The organism is uncultured Tenacibaculum sp., from assembly GCF_947495995.1.
In the GTDB taxonomy this organism is placed as follows: Bacteria; Bacteroidota; Bacteroidia; order Flavobacteriales; family Flavobacteriaceae; genus Polaribacter.
The window spans coordinates 511037-526435 of sequence record NZ_CANMAX010000001.1 but is presented as its reverse complement, the minus strand read 5'-3'; the positions used below and the strand labels follow the sequence as shown (position 1 = coordinate 526435).

11 protein-coding genes are annotated in these 15399 nt (G+C 30.6%); 6 read left to right on the top strand and 5 right to left on the bottom strand.

What is annotated here, in order from left to right; genetic code table 11:
- Positions 1–2 precede the first annotated feature (2 nt).
- From Q1A15_RS02355 to Q1A15_RS02345, 3 genes are all read right to left on the bottom strand, one after another.
- A complete protein-coding gene (locus tag Q1A15_RS02355) occupies positions 3–2789 on the bottom strand; it encodes a TonB-dependent receptor (RefSeq protein ID WP_299618161.1) in 2787 nt (928 codons plus the stop codon).
- Positions 2790–3110: 321 nt separating this feature from the next.
- Positions 3111–3596, bottom strand: a complete 486-nt coding sequence (locus Q1A15_RS02350) for a thioredoxin fold domain-containing protein (protein ID WP_299618158.1) — start codon at positions 3594–3596, stop codon at positions 3111–3113.
- A gap of 27 nt (positions 3597–3623) precedes the next feature.
- A complete protein-coding gene (locus Q1A15_RS02345) occupies positions 3624–5975 on the bottom strand; it encodes a TonB-dependent receptor (RefSeq protein ID WP_299618155.1) in 2352 nt (783 codons plus the stop codon).
- 113 nt (positions 5976–6088) lie between these two features.
- Between Q1A15_RS02345 and Q1A15_RS02340 the strand changes: the two genes are divergently transcribed.
- Together Q1A15_RS02340 and Q1A15_RS02335 are read left to right on the top strand one after the other, a co-directional pair.
- Positions 6089–6745 carry a metal-dependent transcriptional regulator gene (locus tag Q1A15_RS02340; RefSeq protein ID WP_299618152.1) on the top strand — a complete coding sequence of 219 codons (657 nt, stop codon included), beginning with the start codon at positions 6089–6091 and terminating at the stop codon, positions 6743–6745.
- Positions 6742–7578 carry a ZIP family metal transporter gene (locus Q1A15_RS02335; RefSeq protein WP_299618148.1) on the top strand — a complete coding sequence of 279 codons (837 nt, stop codon included), beginning with the start codon at positions 6742–6744 and terminating at the stop codon, positions 7576–7578. Before Q1A15_RS02340 ends, Q1A15_RS02335 begins: the two co-directional genes overlap by 4 nt.
- A gap of 250 nt (positions 7579–7828) precedes the next feature.
- Here Q1A15_RS02335 and Q1A15_RS02330 read toward each other — a convergent pair whose 3' ends face one another.
- The gene (locus Q1A15_RS02330) at positions 7829–8395 is read right to left on the bottom strand and encodes a cysteine hydrolase family protein (RefSeq protein WP_299618145.1); all 567 of its coding nucleotides are present in this window, start codon (positions 8393–8395) and stop codon (positions 7829–7831) included.
- 6 nt (positions 8396–8401) lie between these two features.
- Positions 8402–9352 (bottom strand): carbon-nitrogen hydrolase family protein, encoded by a 951-nt coding sequence (locus Q1A15_RS02325; RefSeq protein WP_299618142.1) that lies wholly within the window; start codon positions 9350–9352, stop codon positions 8402–8404.
- Positions 9353–9561: 209 nt separating this feature from the next.
- On the opposite strand from Q1A15_RS02325, the gene Q1A15_RS02320 reads away from it, so the two are divergent.
- From Q1A15_RS02320 to Q1A15_RS02305, 4 genes are all read left to right on the top strand, one after another.
- Entirely contained in the window at positions 9562–10251 is a 690-nt protein-coding gene (locus Q1A15_RS02320; RefSeq protein ID WP_299618139.1) for a hypothetical protein, read from the top strand.
- Positions 10252–10267: 16 nt separating this feature from the next.
- On the top strand, positions 10268–11374 hold the full coding sequence (locus Q1A15_RS02315) for a helix-turn-helix domain-containing protein (RefSeq protein ID WP_299618137.1): 1107 nt from the start codon (positions 10268–10270) through the stop codon (positions 11372–11374).
- Between the two features lie 3 nt (positions 11375–11377).
- A complete protein-coding gene (locus Q1A15_RS02310) occupies positions 11378–12205 on the top strand; it encodes a DUF2911 domain-containing protein (RefSeq protein ID WP_299618134.1) in 828 nt (275 codons plus the stop codon).
- Positions 12206–12271: 66 nt separating this feature from the next.
- Entirely contained in the window at positions 12272–15397 is a 3126-nt protein-coding gene (locus Q1A15_RS02305) for a UvrD-helicase domain-containing protein (protein WP_299618131.1), read from the top strand.
- Positions 15398–15399 lie beyond the last annotated feature (2 nt).

Here is a 15399-nt window from a genome sequence, read left to right as displayed (position 1 = left end):
ATTTAGAACTTATATGATAGAGAGAAATTAAGATTAACACCTCTTCTAAAAGATAAAATAGTAACATCTTGATTGTCTTGGAATCTTTCGATACTTGGGTTTAATAAGTTTTTAGCAGAAAGACCAACACTAATGTTTTCGTTAATAGAAGACTTTAAAATTAAGTCTAAAGTACTATAACCTTTATCAACTAAGTTTCCTTTACCTTCAGTTCCTAAAGCGAAAATTCTATCAGAGAAGTAGTTGAAAACTACAGTAGATTGGATATTCATACCATTTCTGAAATCTTTTAAATATGTAAAATCTGTATTTAATAAGAAGTCAGAAGCTCCAGCAAAACCATCTTCTTCAAAAGAGAAGTCAACACTGTTTCCAGGATTTTCTCTAATTACTTTTTCTTTATCTAACTCTTGATTGTGCATCATGTAAGATCCATTAAGTCCAAAAGTTAATTTGTTATTTAAAGTTTTGTCTTCAGTTTCAGTTTCGAAGTTAAATAACTTTTTTCTTAATTCTAATTCAACTCCATAAGCAACACCCCAATCACCAGTATTTGCGTAACTAATATCGTTAGATGCTGAGTTAATTCTAACTTCGTTAATTGGATTTGCAATATACTTACCAAATAAACCAGCTGAAATAATTTCTTCTTTTTCAGGATAGAACTCCCACTTGAAGTCTACATTATAATTATCTGAAGAATATAAGTTAGGGTTACCTAAAGAGTTATTTACGATATCTTCAAATAAGAAAGGAGCTCTTTCTTTAAATTGAGGTAATGTATATGTTTTACTAGCTGCAAACTTTAAATTGTTCTTGTCGTTTAAAGTGTATTTTAAAGAAACAGATGGTAAAATTTGAGTTTCATCTAATTCACTTTGTCCATTTAAGATAGAAGTGTTATAAAATAAAGATTGACTGATTTTTTCTCCTCTTACCCCAAAAATACCTGTGAATTTATCAGAAAATTTATATTCAAATTGTGCATAAGCAGCATTAATATTTTGCTTACCTCCATAAGTTTGTGGTAAAAGTACATCTATAGTACTACCTAAGCCTCCTCTAAATGTTCTAATTGTAAATAAACCTGCATTAAAGTTATTTTGATTGAAATAACTATCTAAATTGTAAACATCGTTAATGATAGGTTGTGTTACAGTTCTTAAAGTAATAGCAAAGTTGAATTGAGTTGCATCAAAATCAACATCTTTAAATCTTCCGCTATAACCTAATTTTAATTTAGCTCTGTTAATGTCGTCTGCATCTTTAGCAAACTTATATGTGATACTAGAATTCGCAGCAATTTCTTCTTCTTCAAGGTCAGAGAAGAATCTATGGTTATCAGAATCATTACTGATTAGTAAGAAAGACTTTGGACCGTTGGGTTCGTCATTTCTATTAGGTAAAACAGTAGTTTGTTTTCTGTCTGGAACATTGTTCTTGTTAAAGTTATATGAAGCTCCCCAATCAAATTCGATATTTTCTCCGAATTTATGATCTCCTAATAATTGGTGAACAAATAATGTGTTTTGTATATAAGTTTGTCTTTGTATAACAGCACCACCTTCTGGAGCATTATCAAAAATATCGTAAATACCTTGATAGTCATCATGAGTATCACTAGAGTTGTTTACCATTAAACCATTATACTTGAACTCATGAGATTTATACTTTAAACGTAAGTTACCCATTGCTGTAGTATTCGTGTTATATGTGTAAGATTCTCTTGTCAAATCTCTACGAGCAACACCTGAAACGTTTACGTCTGCTCTTGTAACTCCTTGTTGATATGTAAAGTCGTTATTGAAAGAACCAACAGCAAAGAAACTTAATCTTGTATTGTCAGATAAATTAAAAGAATCTCCTCCTTTAATTGCAATTGAAGTATTTACTGGAGCATCTCCTTCTTGTCTGTCCCAGCTAGTTGTAAAGTTGTAGTTGTTTAATGGAAAAGCAGGGTAGTTAGTTTTATAAAAACCAAAACTATTAGGACCATCTGAACCATAAAAAGTTTTATTATTAGCTACAGTATTGATTCCTGAACCTAAACTGATTTCAGCAAATCCTTTTCCTTTGTATACTTTAGAAGCAATATCAACATTAGCACCAGCAAAGTCACCATAGTTATTTAGTGCGTAAGTTTTATCAATTCCAATGTACTCAACAATATCCGTAGAAAAAATACTTAAATCAATATTCTTTTTAGAAGGATCGTTAGATGGTAAAGGTAATCCGTTAAGAGTTGTTACATTATAACGATCTCCTAAACCTCTTACGAATACAGTTCCTGAACCTTCTTCTTTTGAAACACCAGTAGTTTTAGTAACGGCGGTTGCAACATCACCAACTCCTTTTCTTGCTAATTCTTGATTACCAATTTTTTGTTGGATAACAACTGCTTTTTTCTGTTCTAATAAAAGAGCAGTTTCTTTTTCTCTATTAATAGTAGTATTAATTTGTACTTCTTCTAATTGTTCTCCCCCACTAGCACCAAGTTCTTGGTTTATAATTAGTGTTTTACCAGCTACAACTGTAATTGGCTTTTCTATAGTTTGATATCCTACGAAACTAAAAGTTAATATGTGGTTTCCAGCAGGAACAGAAATAGTGTATTTTCCATCTAAATCTGTATTACCACCGATAGAAGTACCTTTGATAAATACATTTGCAAACGGTAAACTTTCACCATTCATTTCTTTATCAGTAACAGTCCCCGTAACTGTACCCTTGTCTTGTGCACCGACCATTTGACACAGACAAACTAAAGCAATTAATAAAATTTTTTTCATTTTTACGTATTCTAAAATCAATTGCAAAAGTCTACTGATTGTGTAAACATAAGGTTACTTTTAAATTATCCTTAGTTTATTAGAATGTTTACTTTATGTTAAGTAAAAGAATGGTAAAAGTTAAGCTGAATGAAATAGCTACTCCATAGGTGATGAAGTAGCTATTTGTGTATTAATGATTTGTGTCAGTTAATTAGTTAATCATTAATAAATTTTATTCTTATGAAGTATGTTTTAAGTTTACAAGGTCTGTAAATATAGTTTACGTCTTTATCGAAACTTGATCAAAATCTTCTTAGTATTCATAAAAAAGATGGCAGTTTATTTTTCTTGACTTATAGCTTTCAACATTTTCTTCCTGTCTAAATATTCAAAATATCGTGCTGAAATTTTAAAGTTCTCATCTAAGATTACTATTGCTGGAAGTGAAAAATCTTTATTGTTTCGTGATGCTAAAAGCAGAGGAATATCATGAGTGGGATTTCTTTTTTTTCCAATTTGTTTATTGATAAAAGTATCACTTCCAAAAAAAATGGTATCACTACTTTCCGCATTCATTTTAACAGCATAATAATCGGCATTCAATTTTGCAACAACTTTAGTATCTTTAAAAGCTACCTTTTCCATTTTTTTACAATAAATACACCAGTCTGCATAGAAATCGATAAATACTTTCTTGGGCTTTACAGAAAGTGAATCTTCTAACTGTTGAAACGTGATCCAGTTAATACTGTTATTTTGTTGAGCTGTTAAAGATTGAGTAAACAAGTAAAATAATAGTATGTATGTTATATTTTTTAAATGCATAATATTATAAGAGTAACGATCTTTATTTTAATGAAATTTCCCAAATTTTATACCCATAAAAAAGGTTCTTGGTAGGTTAGGACCGTAAACATAATCAGAATCACGACCTGCACCTGTATCAAAATCATCTTGATAACTATTAAACAGATTATTTACACCACCTGATAAGGTAATCATAAAGTTGTCATTAAAATCTATGTGTTTTTCAAGTTTTAAGTTCAAATCAAAAAATGGATCCACTTCGTTTAAAGATAAAAATCCTGTGTCACTAACAACCAATGGTACGATCATTTTACCTGTATAAGTGCCTGTAAGATCTACATTGAATTTTTCGCTAGGTAACCAAGTAGCATTTAAGTATCCATAAAAATTAGGAACTCTAACAAACTCTTCAATAATAATATCACTTTCTCCAGGAGTTCCATCACTTTCAAAAAGTATTTGTGGTTCATCATACTCGGTACGTTGTAAAGTTCCACCCAATTGAAAACGCCATTTAGGATTTGGTGAAATTCCTAACTCAAAATTAGAACCAAAAACACTAGCATCTGAACCATTTCGAACTTCTTCAAGAATAGAACCATTTGCTAATGTAGCACCTGTACTTACTAAAGTAAAAGGATCTTGTAAGCTAGTGAAAAATGTTTCTAAGAGTAAATCGACTTGTAGTAAATTAATCGTTTTTGAATAATTAAACGACCATGTAAAGGCATTGGAAAACTCAGCATTTAAATCATCTGATAAAATAACAAACTGTTGTTCGCCTCCTACGCTAGAAATATGTAAATCTTCATTAAATGCTTGAGGAGCTCTAAATCCGCGTGCATATCCACCTCGTAGTTTTATTTCTTTAGAAAGTTGGTATGATAGTGTCAACCTAGGAGAGATTGCTGTTTGATTAATATCAGCTTCTCTAGATATTCCACCGATAGAGTATTTACCATCAACAGATATGTTATCTAATCGAGTACCAAATAAGGCTGTAAACTTTTCAGAAGGTTTCCATTCGTATTGCGCATAAATACCTAATGAATTTACACTTTGATCAATTAGTCTATTGTAGCCAGGAATTATATCTTCTGTATTGCTTATATTATATTCAGCACCAGCTGTAAGCACATCATTATTCTTTAGGTATTTTGTGAACTGAGCACCGTTAATCCAGGCTAAATCTTTAGTAGTTCCAAATGCATTATTGGCTGTAATACTATCTTGTCTTGTTCTAGCACCACCTAAACCACCATAATAACTATCTCTATTGGTGTAAGAAGCCGATGTGTATAATTGAAATTTATTGGTGTTGTCTTTACTGCTTATTTCATAATCTGCCCCACCGATAAAAGTATCGTGATCAAGTTCTTCTGTAATATCTGTGAATTGAGGAGCTAATTCTAAGCGATCACCACCACGTCTGTATTCACGTATAGCATTAAGATTTACTGAAACTCTACTACGATCATTAGGTTTTACAAAGGCTTTTGCACCTACAGTTGTATTGCGTAATTCTACAATTTCAGTAAAACCGTCATTATTTGCATCATAAGATTGCCTATTACGATATGTTCCGTAAAGTGTAATACCACTATTAAGATCGTCAGCAACATTTGAAGTGTTGAAAGTAACATTTCTGTCCCAAGCATCTCCATCAATAACAGCTAGATTACTACCAACTTCCCATGTGTTTAAAACAGGGTCTTTAGTAATGATATTTATTGTACCTGCAATAGCATTAGAACCAAATAATGCAGAACCACCACTACGAACCACTTCTACGCGATCTATAATGTTTGTAGGAATTTGTTCTAAACCATATACGCCTAATAATGAACTGAAAACAGGACGACTATTTAAAAGTATCTGTGTATAACCACCATCTAAACCATTAAGTCTAACTTGTGTAAACCCACAGTTTTGACAATTAGTTTCTACCCTTACGCCAGGTGCATAATTTAATCCGTCTGCTACAGTAAGAGATTGAGTAGCGTTTAATAAACGTGGTTTTATAGAGGAAACTATAACAGGAGTGTTTTTTCGCTCAACACGATTTCTTGTTGCACTTACAACCACTTCATCAAGACCTAGTAAGTCTTCGATAAGTTTAAAATTTACTTTTTTATTTTCTCCTTCCGACACCGTAATTTGTTTTTCTACACTACGAAATCCTTGTGAACTTACAACTAGAGTGATTGTTCCAGAAGGTGTTTTAAAGTTGTAATTACCATCTTTATCTGTTGAAGTACCTAAATTACTTCCCTTAACAAATACTGTAGCAAAGGGGATAGATTCTTCACCCGACATCACACTTCCACTTACTGTAGCAGTTTGTGCTTGAGATGTTATACAGAACAATAAAAATATGATTTGATAAATGATTTTCATTTTACCTTTTCTAAAATTAATTTCGATGCAAATATAAACTAATTTTTAGACTTGTCTAAAAATTAAATTTTACTGATATAAATTTTGTATGTTTGTAGCTGAAAAATATGTTTATGTTTTCACAGTCTGAAGAAAATTATATAAAAACAGTATACCATTTAAGTATTGATTTTGATGGGGGTATTAGTACAAATGCTATTGCAAAAGCATTAGAGACTAAAGCCTCGTCTGTAACTGATATGGTAAAAAAACTTTCTGAAAAGGAAGTAGTGATATATAAAAAGTATCAAGGTGTAACCTTAACTGATTTTGGAAAGAAGGTAGCTGCAAGTATTATTAGGAAGCATCGTTTGTGGGAAGTTTTTTTAGTAGATAAACTAAATTTTTCTTGGGATGAAGTTCATGAAGTTGCAGAGCAATTAGAACATATCAAATCACCAAAGTTAATTTCTGAATTAGATGCTTTTTTAGGATATCCGAAACAAGATCCTCATGGAGATCCTATTCCAGATGCAGAAGGTAATATTCATCAAATTAATAAAAAGTTATTGTCTTTATTATCTGTTGGAGAAGAAGGTGTTTGTGTTGGTGTTGATGATACTTCATCTGAGTTTTTGAAGTTTTTAGATAAGCAAGGTATTGGTTTAGGAAACCGTATTAAAATAGTAGAAATCGAACCTTTTGATGGTTCTTTCGTAATAGAAGTAAACGAGAAAGTACTAACTATCTCAAATAAAATAGCAAGTAATTTATACATACAAAAAAGATGAGTTTTTTTGATCAACTGGTTAATTTCGCCAAAGAACATCCAATTCAAGGAGCATTATATGCTTCGTTGTTTACTTGGGGATTAACAGCGTTAGGTGCTGCGTTAGTTTTCTTTTTTAAGAAAATGAATAGAGCAGTTTTAGATGGAATGTTAGGTTTTACTGGAGGAGTAATGGTAGCTGCAAGTTTTTGGAGTTTATTATCACCAGCTATTGATAACAGTCCGGGTGAAGGTTTTGTAAAAGTTCTTCCTTCAGCAATTGGTTTCGCTTTAGGGGCGTTGGCTTTATTCGGAATGGATAAATGGTTACCACACTTACATATCAATTTTAAAGAAGAAGAAGCTGAAGGTGTAAAAACGAATTGGCATAAAACAACATTATTAGTTTTAGCAATTACGTTACATAATATACCAGAAGGTTTGGCAGTGGGAGTTTTATTTGGGGCTGCATCTACATTAGTAGGAGTAGAGCAAACGGAAATGATTATTGCTGCTATTTCTTTAGCGATTGGTATTGGTATTCAAAATTTCCCAGAAGGATTTGCGGTGGCAATGCCTTTAAGAAGACAGGGTGTAAGTCGTAGAAAAAGTTTTTGGTACGGACAATTATCTGCCATAGTAGAGCCTTTTGCAGCTGTATTAGGAGCATTAGCCGTTTCTTTCTTTACGCCAATTTTACCTTATGCTTTAGCTTTTGCAGCGGGAGCAATGATTTTTGTTGTGGTAGAGGAAGTTATTCCAGAAACACAAAGAGATAAATATACAGATATAGCTACGCTAGGTTTTATAGGTGGATTTATCGTAATGATGTCTTTAGATGTCGGTTTAGGATAAAAAAGAATATGTTTATCCATAATGTGCAATAATAAACAAACGTCAACCTGAACTTGTTTCAGGTTCTCATCATAAATCTTTGTTTATTAACATTGTGTGATTCCGAAATAAATTCGGAATGACGCTGAAATATCAAATATGATTTATAACGGATATTCAAAAAAAAGAACAACTAACTCTATATAAAAACAAAAAAGAGACGCTAATTTTTTAGCGTCTCTTTTTTGTTTTATAAAGTAAGTTTTAAATGCTATAATCGTTTTAATAATTCCTCTGTAGAAATTACTTCAGCAAATTCTTCATTCAAATTCGCTAATGTAGTTTGATGAATAGTTTCAGCAGAAAAAACTTCACCATTGATTCCTTTTCTATCAAATGTAGCTGTGGCATCAGAAATTAAAAAGGTGTTAAAACCTAAATTTCCAGACATTCTTGTTGTGGTAGAAATACAATGATTTGTAGTTAATCCAACAATTACAACAGTGTTGATATTGTTCTCTTCTAAAGTCTCCTTTAGATTTGTTCCTATAAAGGCACTATTTACATTTTTAACAATTATAGGTTCGTTTGGTAAAGGTTTAATTTCATCACAAAGTTGAAAACCAGGATGCGATTCATGTAATAAAGATTTCGGATCTTGAGAACTATGCATAATGTGATATACAGGTAATTCAGCAGTTCTCCATTTAGCTAAAATCTCTTCGCATTTTTTTTCAGCATCTTTATTATTTCTATTTCCGCCCCAATAATCCTCGTCCTCAAATCCTTTTTGAATATCAACAAGTAGTAAAGCGGTATTTAAATCTTTTAAGCTCATAAGTAATTAGTTAGAAAAATCAATAATAGATTGTCTTTCTGTGTTTAAAGTAAGTTTTGTAATGTCTGGTCGAGAATAATGTCCGACACAATCAAAATTATGACGTTCTTCTAATACTTTCTGAAAATCAATTTCTCCAGTAAAAAGTCCTTCTTTTCCTGTAGCCGGCGGAATTACCCATTCTCCATCTGGACCAGCAATACATGATCCTCCGTTTGCTAAAATTTCTGGAGCATTTTTTACAATAACATCATAGTTAGGTGTGTCTTTAGGAAAATCTTCAATACTCATAAATCCACTAACAGAAACTACAAAAGATCTACTTTCTTTAGCGATAAATTTTGTGATATCGAAAGTGTTTCTTTCTGCGCCAGGCCAAACAGCAACATGTAAGTTTTCGCCTTGGGCATATAAAGCAGTCCTTGGTAATGGCATCCAGTTTTCCCAACAATTTAAACCACCAACTGTAAAGTCTTTTAGTGGGTGAACTTGTAATCCATGTCCATCTCCAGGAGACCAAGTGAGTCGTTCTTCGTATGTAGGTTGTAATTTTCTGTGAACAGATTTAATTTCTCCTAATTCATTAATGTAAACTAGTGAGCAATATAAACTATGATTTCCTCTGTTAGCTGCTCTTTCAATAATCCCTAAATAAATAGCAATTGATTTTTCTTTAGCGATTTTGCAGATATCATCTAAATCGCCTTTTTCAATCTGAACAGAATTCTTGATATAATGAGCATGTATCTCTTTTTGGATTTGTGAATTGAATTCTGAACCATTAGTTATCGATAACCAAAACGGATATCCAGGTAATAATCCTTCACCAAATATCACAAGATCACAATTTTCATCTGCTGCCTTCAGTATATAAGATTTCACTTTATCAATGGTCTTTTCTTTGTTCAGCCAAACAGGAGAAATTTGCGCCATTCCAATTTTTAAGATACTGCTCATTATAGTTATTTAGGTTTGTTTGTTACACGAATATATTCAAAAATGAGATGAGAATTTTAAAATGAAAACGGATTTAACAAATTGTTATAAAATGTAGAGTTTGCAACAAAACACACGTATTATAAGTACATATACCGTATGCGTACATCAAAAAATTGTTTTTAAAAGAAGCTTGTTTTTGTTTTGATGAAAATTTTAAAACAGAAAAAATGAAATTAAAATTGATGGTTGTAATGTTGTTGCTTTTGACTTGTGATTTTTATGGGCAAAAAAGTGTTCAACAATACGAATTTAAAAAAGGAGAGGTGTTAGATATACTTTTAATTAGTAACACAAAGAAAGATTTTAACAAGTTGTTCGGTCGTTATAAGAAAACTATTTTTCCTGTGGGAGTTAAATATTCCTTCACTTCGCAGAAAGGATTTAAAACAGGTGAACTGATTTTAGGAAGTTATCTTCCGAAGAGTTTGATTTTTGGAAAGTGGGAAAATATTGTGAAAAGAGAGCAGTTTTTAAATGTTATTGAAAAAGAAGTTCCAGATTTTCATGAACAAAGAAGAAGATTATTTACACATTTTGAATTAGCGTACTATGAAATACAAAATGATATAAAGTTTGAGATTGATCGAAATAAACATAATGTAGTAACCTCGTTTTGGAAAAAGAATAAACAGAGTGAAAAATTTATAAAAGAATGGGTTCAAGAAGTTGAAAAAACAGGAGGTAAAATTGTTATTAAACTTACAAATGGAAAATCTCCTTTAGGTTATTATTATAATCCAACTTTAATTACGATTGTAACTTGGGAAACTAAACAAGCGTTTCAGTCTTTTTTAAAGCAATATCCATTATCAACGTATAAAGATTTAAAAAATGTGCATCAATTTGTAATTGATTAAATTCACCACAAAAAATATGCAAACGATACTTAATCAACTTATTTATTTTGGATTTTTCCAAAGTCTGTTAATCATTAGTATTTATTTTATTTCTTTAAAAAAGAGAACATATATTAATAGTTTCATGTTGATTTTAATTGCTGTTCTCTCGGTAGGTTTTTTAGGTAAAGTTTTGCATAGTGGTGGTTTTTTCAATAAGAATTTTAGACTAATTGCTATGTCGGAGTTTTCTGCTTTGCTATTTGGTCCGACTATTTTTCTCTTTGTAAGATCTGTGTTGCATAAACAAAAGTTCGTAAAGAAAGACGTAGTACATTATGTACCTGGTTTTTTATATTCTCTTTTCATCTTAGGTTATTTTATTTTGCCATCTAGAGAAACCCAATTAGCGAGAAATAAAGTTGTTCCGTTAATACATGTTATTTACATCTGTCATGCTGTTGGATTAATCATAAATATTGGATATTGGTATTTAGGATTTAAAGTTTTTCGATCTTTTTCTGAAGTGTACCGAAAAGAGATTTCTTATGTTCCGCATACAAAGTTCTTAAAGAATTTTCTTGTAATAACAGGATTATGTTTATTGGTTTGGTTGATTTTATTTTTGACAAGTTTCTTAGGGTTTCCAATGTTAGAACGAAATTCAAGACCATACATTTGGTTGATTTTAACGTTCATTATTTTATTCATCACATATTATTTAATGATGAATCCTGAAGTGTTGAAATCTATTCCAGAATTAAAAGAGAAAAAGTATCAGCAATCAAAATTAGGTGTTCAAGACTTAGAAAGATTAAAAGTAGATTTAGAACAATTAATGCTTGAGAAGAAACCATATTTAAACAATAAGCTTTTAAAAAAGGAATTAGCCGAAATGTTAGGAGTTCATAGTCCGGAATTATCAAGATTATTGAATGAAAACATAGGAATGAATTTCTTTGAATATGTCAATTACTATCGAATAAAAGAGTTTGTACAATTAGCAGAGTCAGAAAAAGGAAAACAACTCACGTTTTTTGGATTAGCACAAGAAGCTGGATTCAATTCAAAAACAACATTTAATAAATCATTTAAAAACTTGATGGGAGTATCACCATCAGCATATTTCAATAAAAATCAGTAAAAAATGAAACATAAAATTATCATCCTATTTCTTTTCGTTAATGGAGTAGTGTTTGGACAAATAAAAACCCCAAGTTTAAGTCCGAAATCTGTAAGTACACAAAGTGTCGGGCTTTCAGAAATTACTATAGAATATTCAAGACCAAGTAAAAGAGGAAGGAAAATTTTTGGTGAATTATTGCCGTTTTATCAAGTATGGAGAACAGGAGCAAATGCGGCTACCAAAATATCATTTTCAAAACCAGTAAAAGTAAACGATCAATTATTAGAAAAAGGAAGTTATACGTTGTTGAGTTATCCAAATAAAAATAGTTGGGAAATAAAATGGTTTAACTATTCTAGTTCTAGATGGGTAAATTATGTAAAGGAAGAGCCATTGTTTACGATTCAAGTTCCGGTAAACAAAATGTTATCTAACGTAGAAACTTTAGACATCCGTTTACAAGATATTACGTTAAACAGCGCTAAACTTTTTATTGAATGGGAAACAACAAGAGTTGTAATTCCTTTAGAGTTAGATGAACAGAAAGAAATATTAAAATCGATAGATAAGACTTTATCTGGTCCTAGTAACAACGATTATTTTAGAGCGGCAGTTTATTTACACGAAACAAAAACAGATTTAAGCAAAGCTTTAAGTTATGTTCGAAAAGTTACAAGTTCTAGTAAAGCTTTATTCTTTCAAGTAACAAGAGAAGCTTTAATACTTAAAGATTTAAATAGAAAATTAGAAGCTTTAGATTCGGCAAAACGAGCTTTAGCGTTATCAGAAAAAGCAAAAAACGACGATTTTATAAGAATCAATTCTAAACTAATTAGAGAATTACAGTAGCTCAAATATTAAAATTACCCTATTTATTTAGGGTAATTTTTATTTACCTTGCATAAAATTTAGTACGTGCAAGATACATCTGTTTTTCAAATATATAATGCTTCAGCAGGTAGCGGAAAAACGTTTACACTTGTTAAAGAATATCTTAAGATTTTACTACAGTCGAAAGATATCTTTTACTTTCAAAAAGTTTTAGCAGTTACATTTACGAATAAGGCGGCAGGAGAAATGAAAGAAAGAGTGTTAAAAAACTTAAACGCTTTTTCTAATGGAGAGTCTACAGATATGCTAGAATTGATCTTGCAAGAAACTCCAATAGATGTAACTATAATTAAAGAAAGAAGTCAGAAAGTTTTAAATGCGATTCTTCAAAACTATTCTGCATTTTCAATTACAACTATCGATAGTTTTACGCATAAGATTATTAAGAATTTCGCTTATGATCTTGGACTAACTTTAAACTTTGAAGTTGAAATGGATGCGGTTTCACTGCTGAATGAAGCAGTTGATATTTTAGTCTCTAAAATTGGTGTTCGAAACGATATTACTAAACTTTTAATTGAATATTCTGCATCGAAAATAGACGAGGATAAATCTTGGGATGTTTCTTTTGAATTGAAAGAATTTTCTAAAGTTTTATTAAGGGAAGATGATGTAAAACATTTCAGGAAATTAAGTCAGAAAACAGTTGGGGATTTTAATGCTTTGCAAGACAAGCTGAAGAAAAGTAAAAAGGAAGCAGTAAAAAGATTGAAAGAAATAGGTGTAAGAGGATTAGAAGTGATTGCTACTATGAATCTCGATCATAAAGATTTCTATTATTCTTTAATTCCTAAACATTTTATAGCCTTACAAAAAGATCCACTACAAGCTAAGTTTTTCGATCAGAGTAAGCTGAAAGAAAGAATAGAAGAAAATATGTTCTATTCGAAATCAAAATCTGAAGATATTAAATCTGCAATCGATGGAATTCTTCCAGAACTTTTGAATTTGTATTTTGAATCAGAAAAGATTTTTCAAGATGTATTATTACAGCAGTTAGCTTTAAAAAGTTTGGTTCCATTAGCGGTGTTAAATAATGTCAATAAGGAATTAAATACGATTAAAGAAGAAAATAATATTCGATTAAATGCCGAATTCAATCAGCTGATTTCAGATCATATTAAAGATCAACCTACACCATATATATATGAAAGAATTGGTCAGCGTTTCATGCATTATTTTATTGATGAAATGCAAGACACTTCAATCTTGCAATGGCAAAATTTAATTCCTTTAATAGATAATGCGTTAGCACAAGAAAGTAGTAGTTTGTTGTTAGTAGGAGATGCAAAGCAAGCGATTTACAGATGGCGTGGAGGAAAAGCAGAACAGTTAATCAATTTGAGTTCTTCTGAAAATGTAACTTTCAATATTGAAAAAGAATTAAAGCTTTTGGGAAGAAATTTTAGAAGTTATTCTGAAGTTATCAATTTCAATAATGATTTTTTCCAGCATGTAGCAACCTTATTTTCTAATCCGAATTATAAAGAGTTATTTATAGAAGGAAATCAGCAACAAGAAAATAGTAAAACTGGAGGTTGTGTTAGTGTTTCGTTTTTAGAAAAGAAAGAAGATAAAGAAGAAGAGAAAAATAAATATCCAGAAAAAGTTTATCAGCAAATTTTAGAGCTACAGAAGGAATACGCTTTGAGTGAAATTTCTGTTTTAGTTCGCAAGAAAAAAGAAGGAATTTCTGTTGCGAATTATTTATCAGAAAAAGGAATTCCGATAGTTTCATCTGAGACATTGTTATTAGCGAATAGTAATAAGGTATTATTCATTATTAATTTCTTGAAATTAATTTTATATCCTAATGACGAGCAAAACCGATTCGAATTACTATGTTTCCTCCATAAACATTTACAAACAAATAGTGATCTACATACATTTCTAACAGACAAGGTGAAGTGTAATTTACCAACTTTCATAGAGTTGTTAAATGGTTTAGGGACGAATTTCAAATTAGAACTTTTTAATACGTTGCCTTTCTACGAAAAGATAGAATACATCATCCGTGGATTTTCGCTATTAGAAACATCAGATGCTTACGTTCAATTTTTTCTTGATTTGGTTTTAGATCAACAGGGGAGAGGTGTTACGATTCAAGATTTCTTAGATTTTTGGAGTTCTAAAAAAGACAATCTAAGTATTGCAACGCCAGACGAATCTGAAGCGGTTAAAATAATGACGATTCATAAATCTAAAGGTTTAGAGTTTTCTGTGGTTATTTTTCCTTTCGATTTAGATATTTATCGACAAGTAAAACCTAAAGTTTGGTTTCATAATTTGTCAAACGACTTTTTAGGTTTTGAAGAGTTACTTATTGATTACAGTAAAAGCCTCGAATATATTAATGATTTAGGAAAAGAAATTTATCATCAGCAACGACAAGAATTAGAATTAGATAATTTCAACCTATTATATGTTGCATTAACAAGATCGGTAGAGCAATTACATATTATCACAGAGAAGAGATTAACTAAATCAGGTGAAAATATGAATTATTATTCCGGAGCTTTTATTTCTTATTTGAAAAAAGTAGGAAGATGGGAAGAAGATCTAAATGAATATGTTTTTGGAGAATCAAAAAGAAATAGTGAGAAAGTTGTTGTTGATACTAATAAATTGAAATTACAAGATCAATTTATTTCTACTTCTTGGCAAGATCATAATATTGTTTTGCTATCAAGTGCATCGAAAGTTTGGAATACCGATGCAGAAGAAGCTGTTGCTTACGGAAACATTACGCACGATATTCTATCTAAGATAAAAACGAACGAAGATGTAGATGAAATTTTAAACTTTTATAAGAGTAAAGGAGATTTAGATGTAGAGGTTTTAGATAACCTTGCTGTTCGAATTCGAGATATTATAAATCATCCTAAACTGACTTATTTTTATTCTGATGAGGTTACTGTTGTAAACGAAAGAGAAATACGAAATGATATGGATGAAATTATTATTCCAGATCGTTTAGTGTTCTATAATAATATGGTAACTGTTATCGATTATAAAACAGGAAAACCAGATCGTTCACATATGCATCAAATTAATAAATACGCCAACGATTTAGGTCAGTTGAATTTTAAGGTAGATAAAAAAATATTGATATATATAAATGATGAAATTTTAGTGGAAGAAATTGCATAATT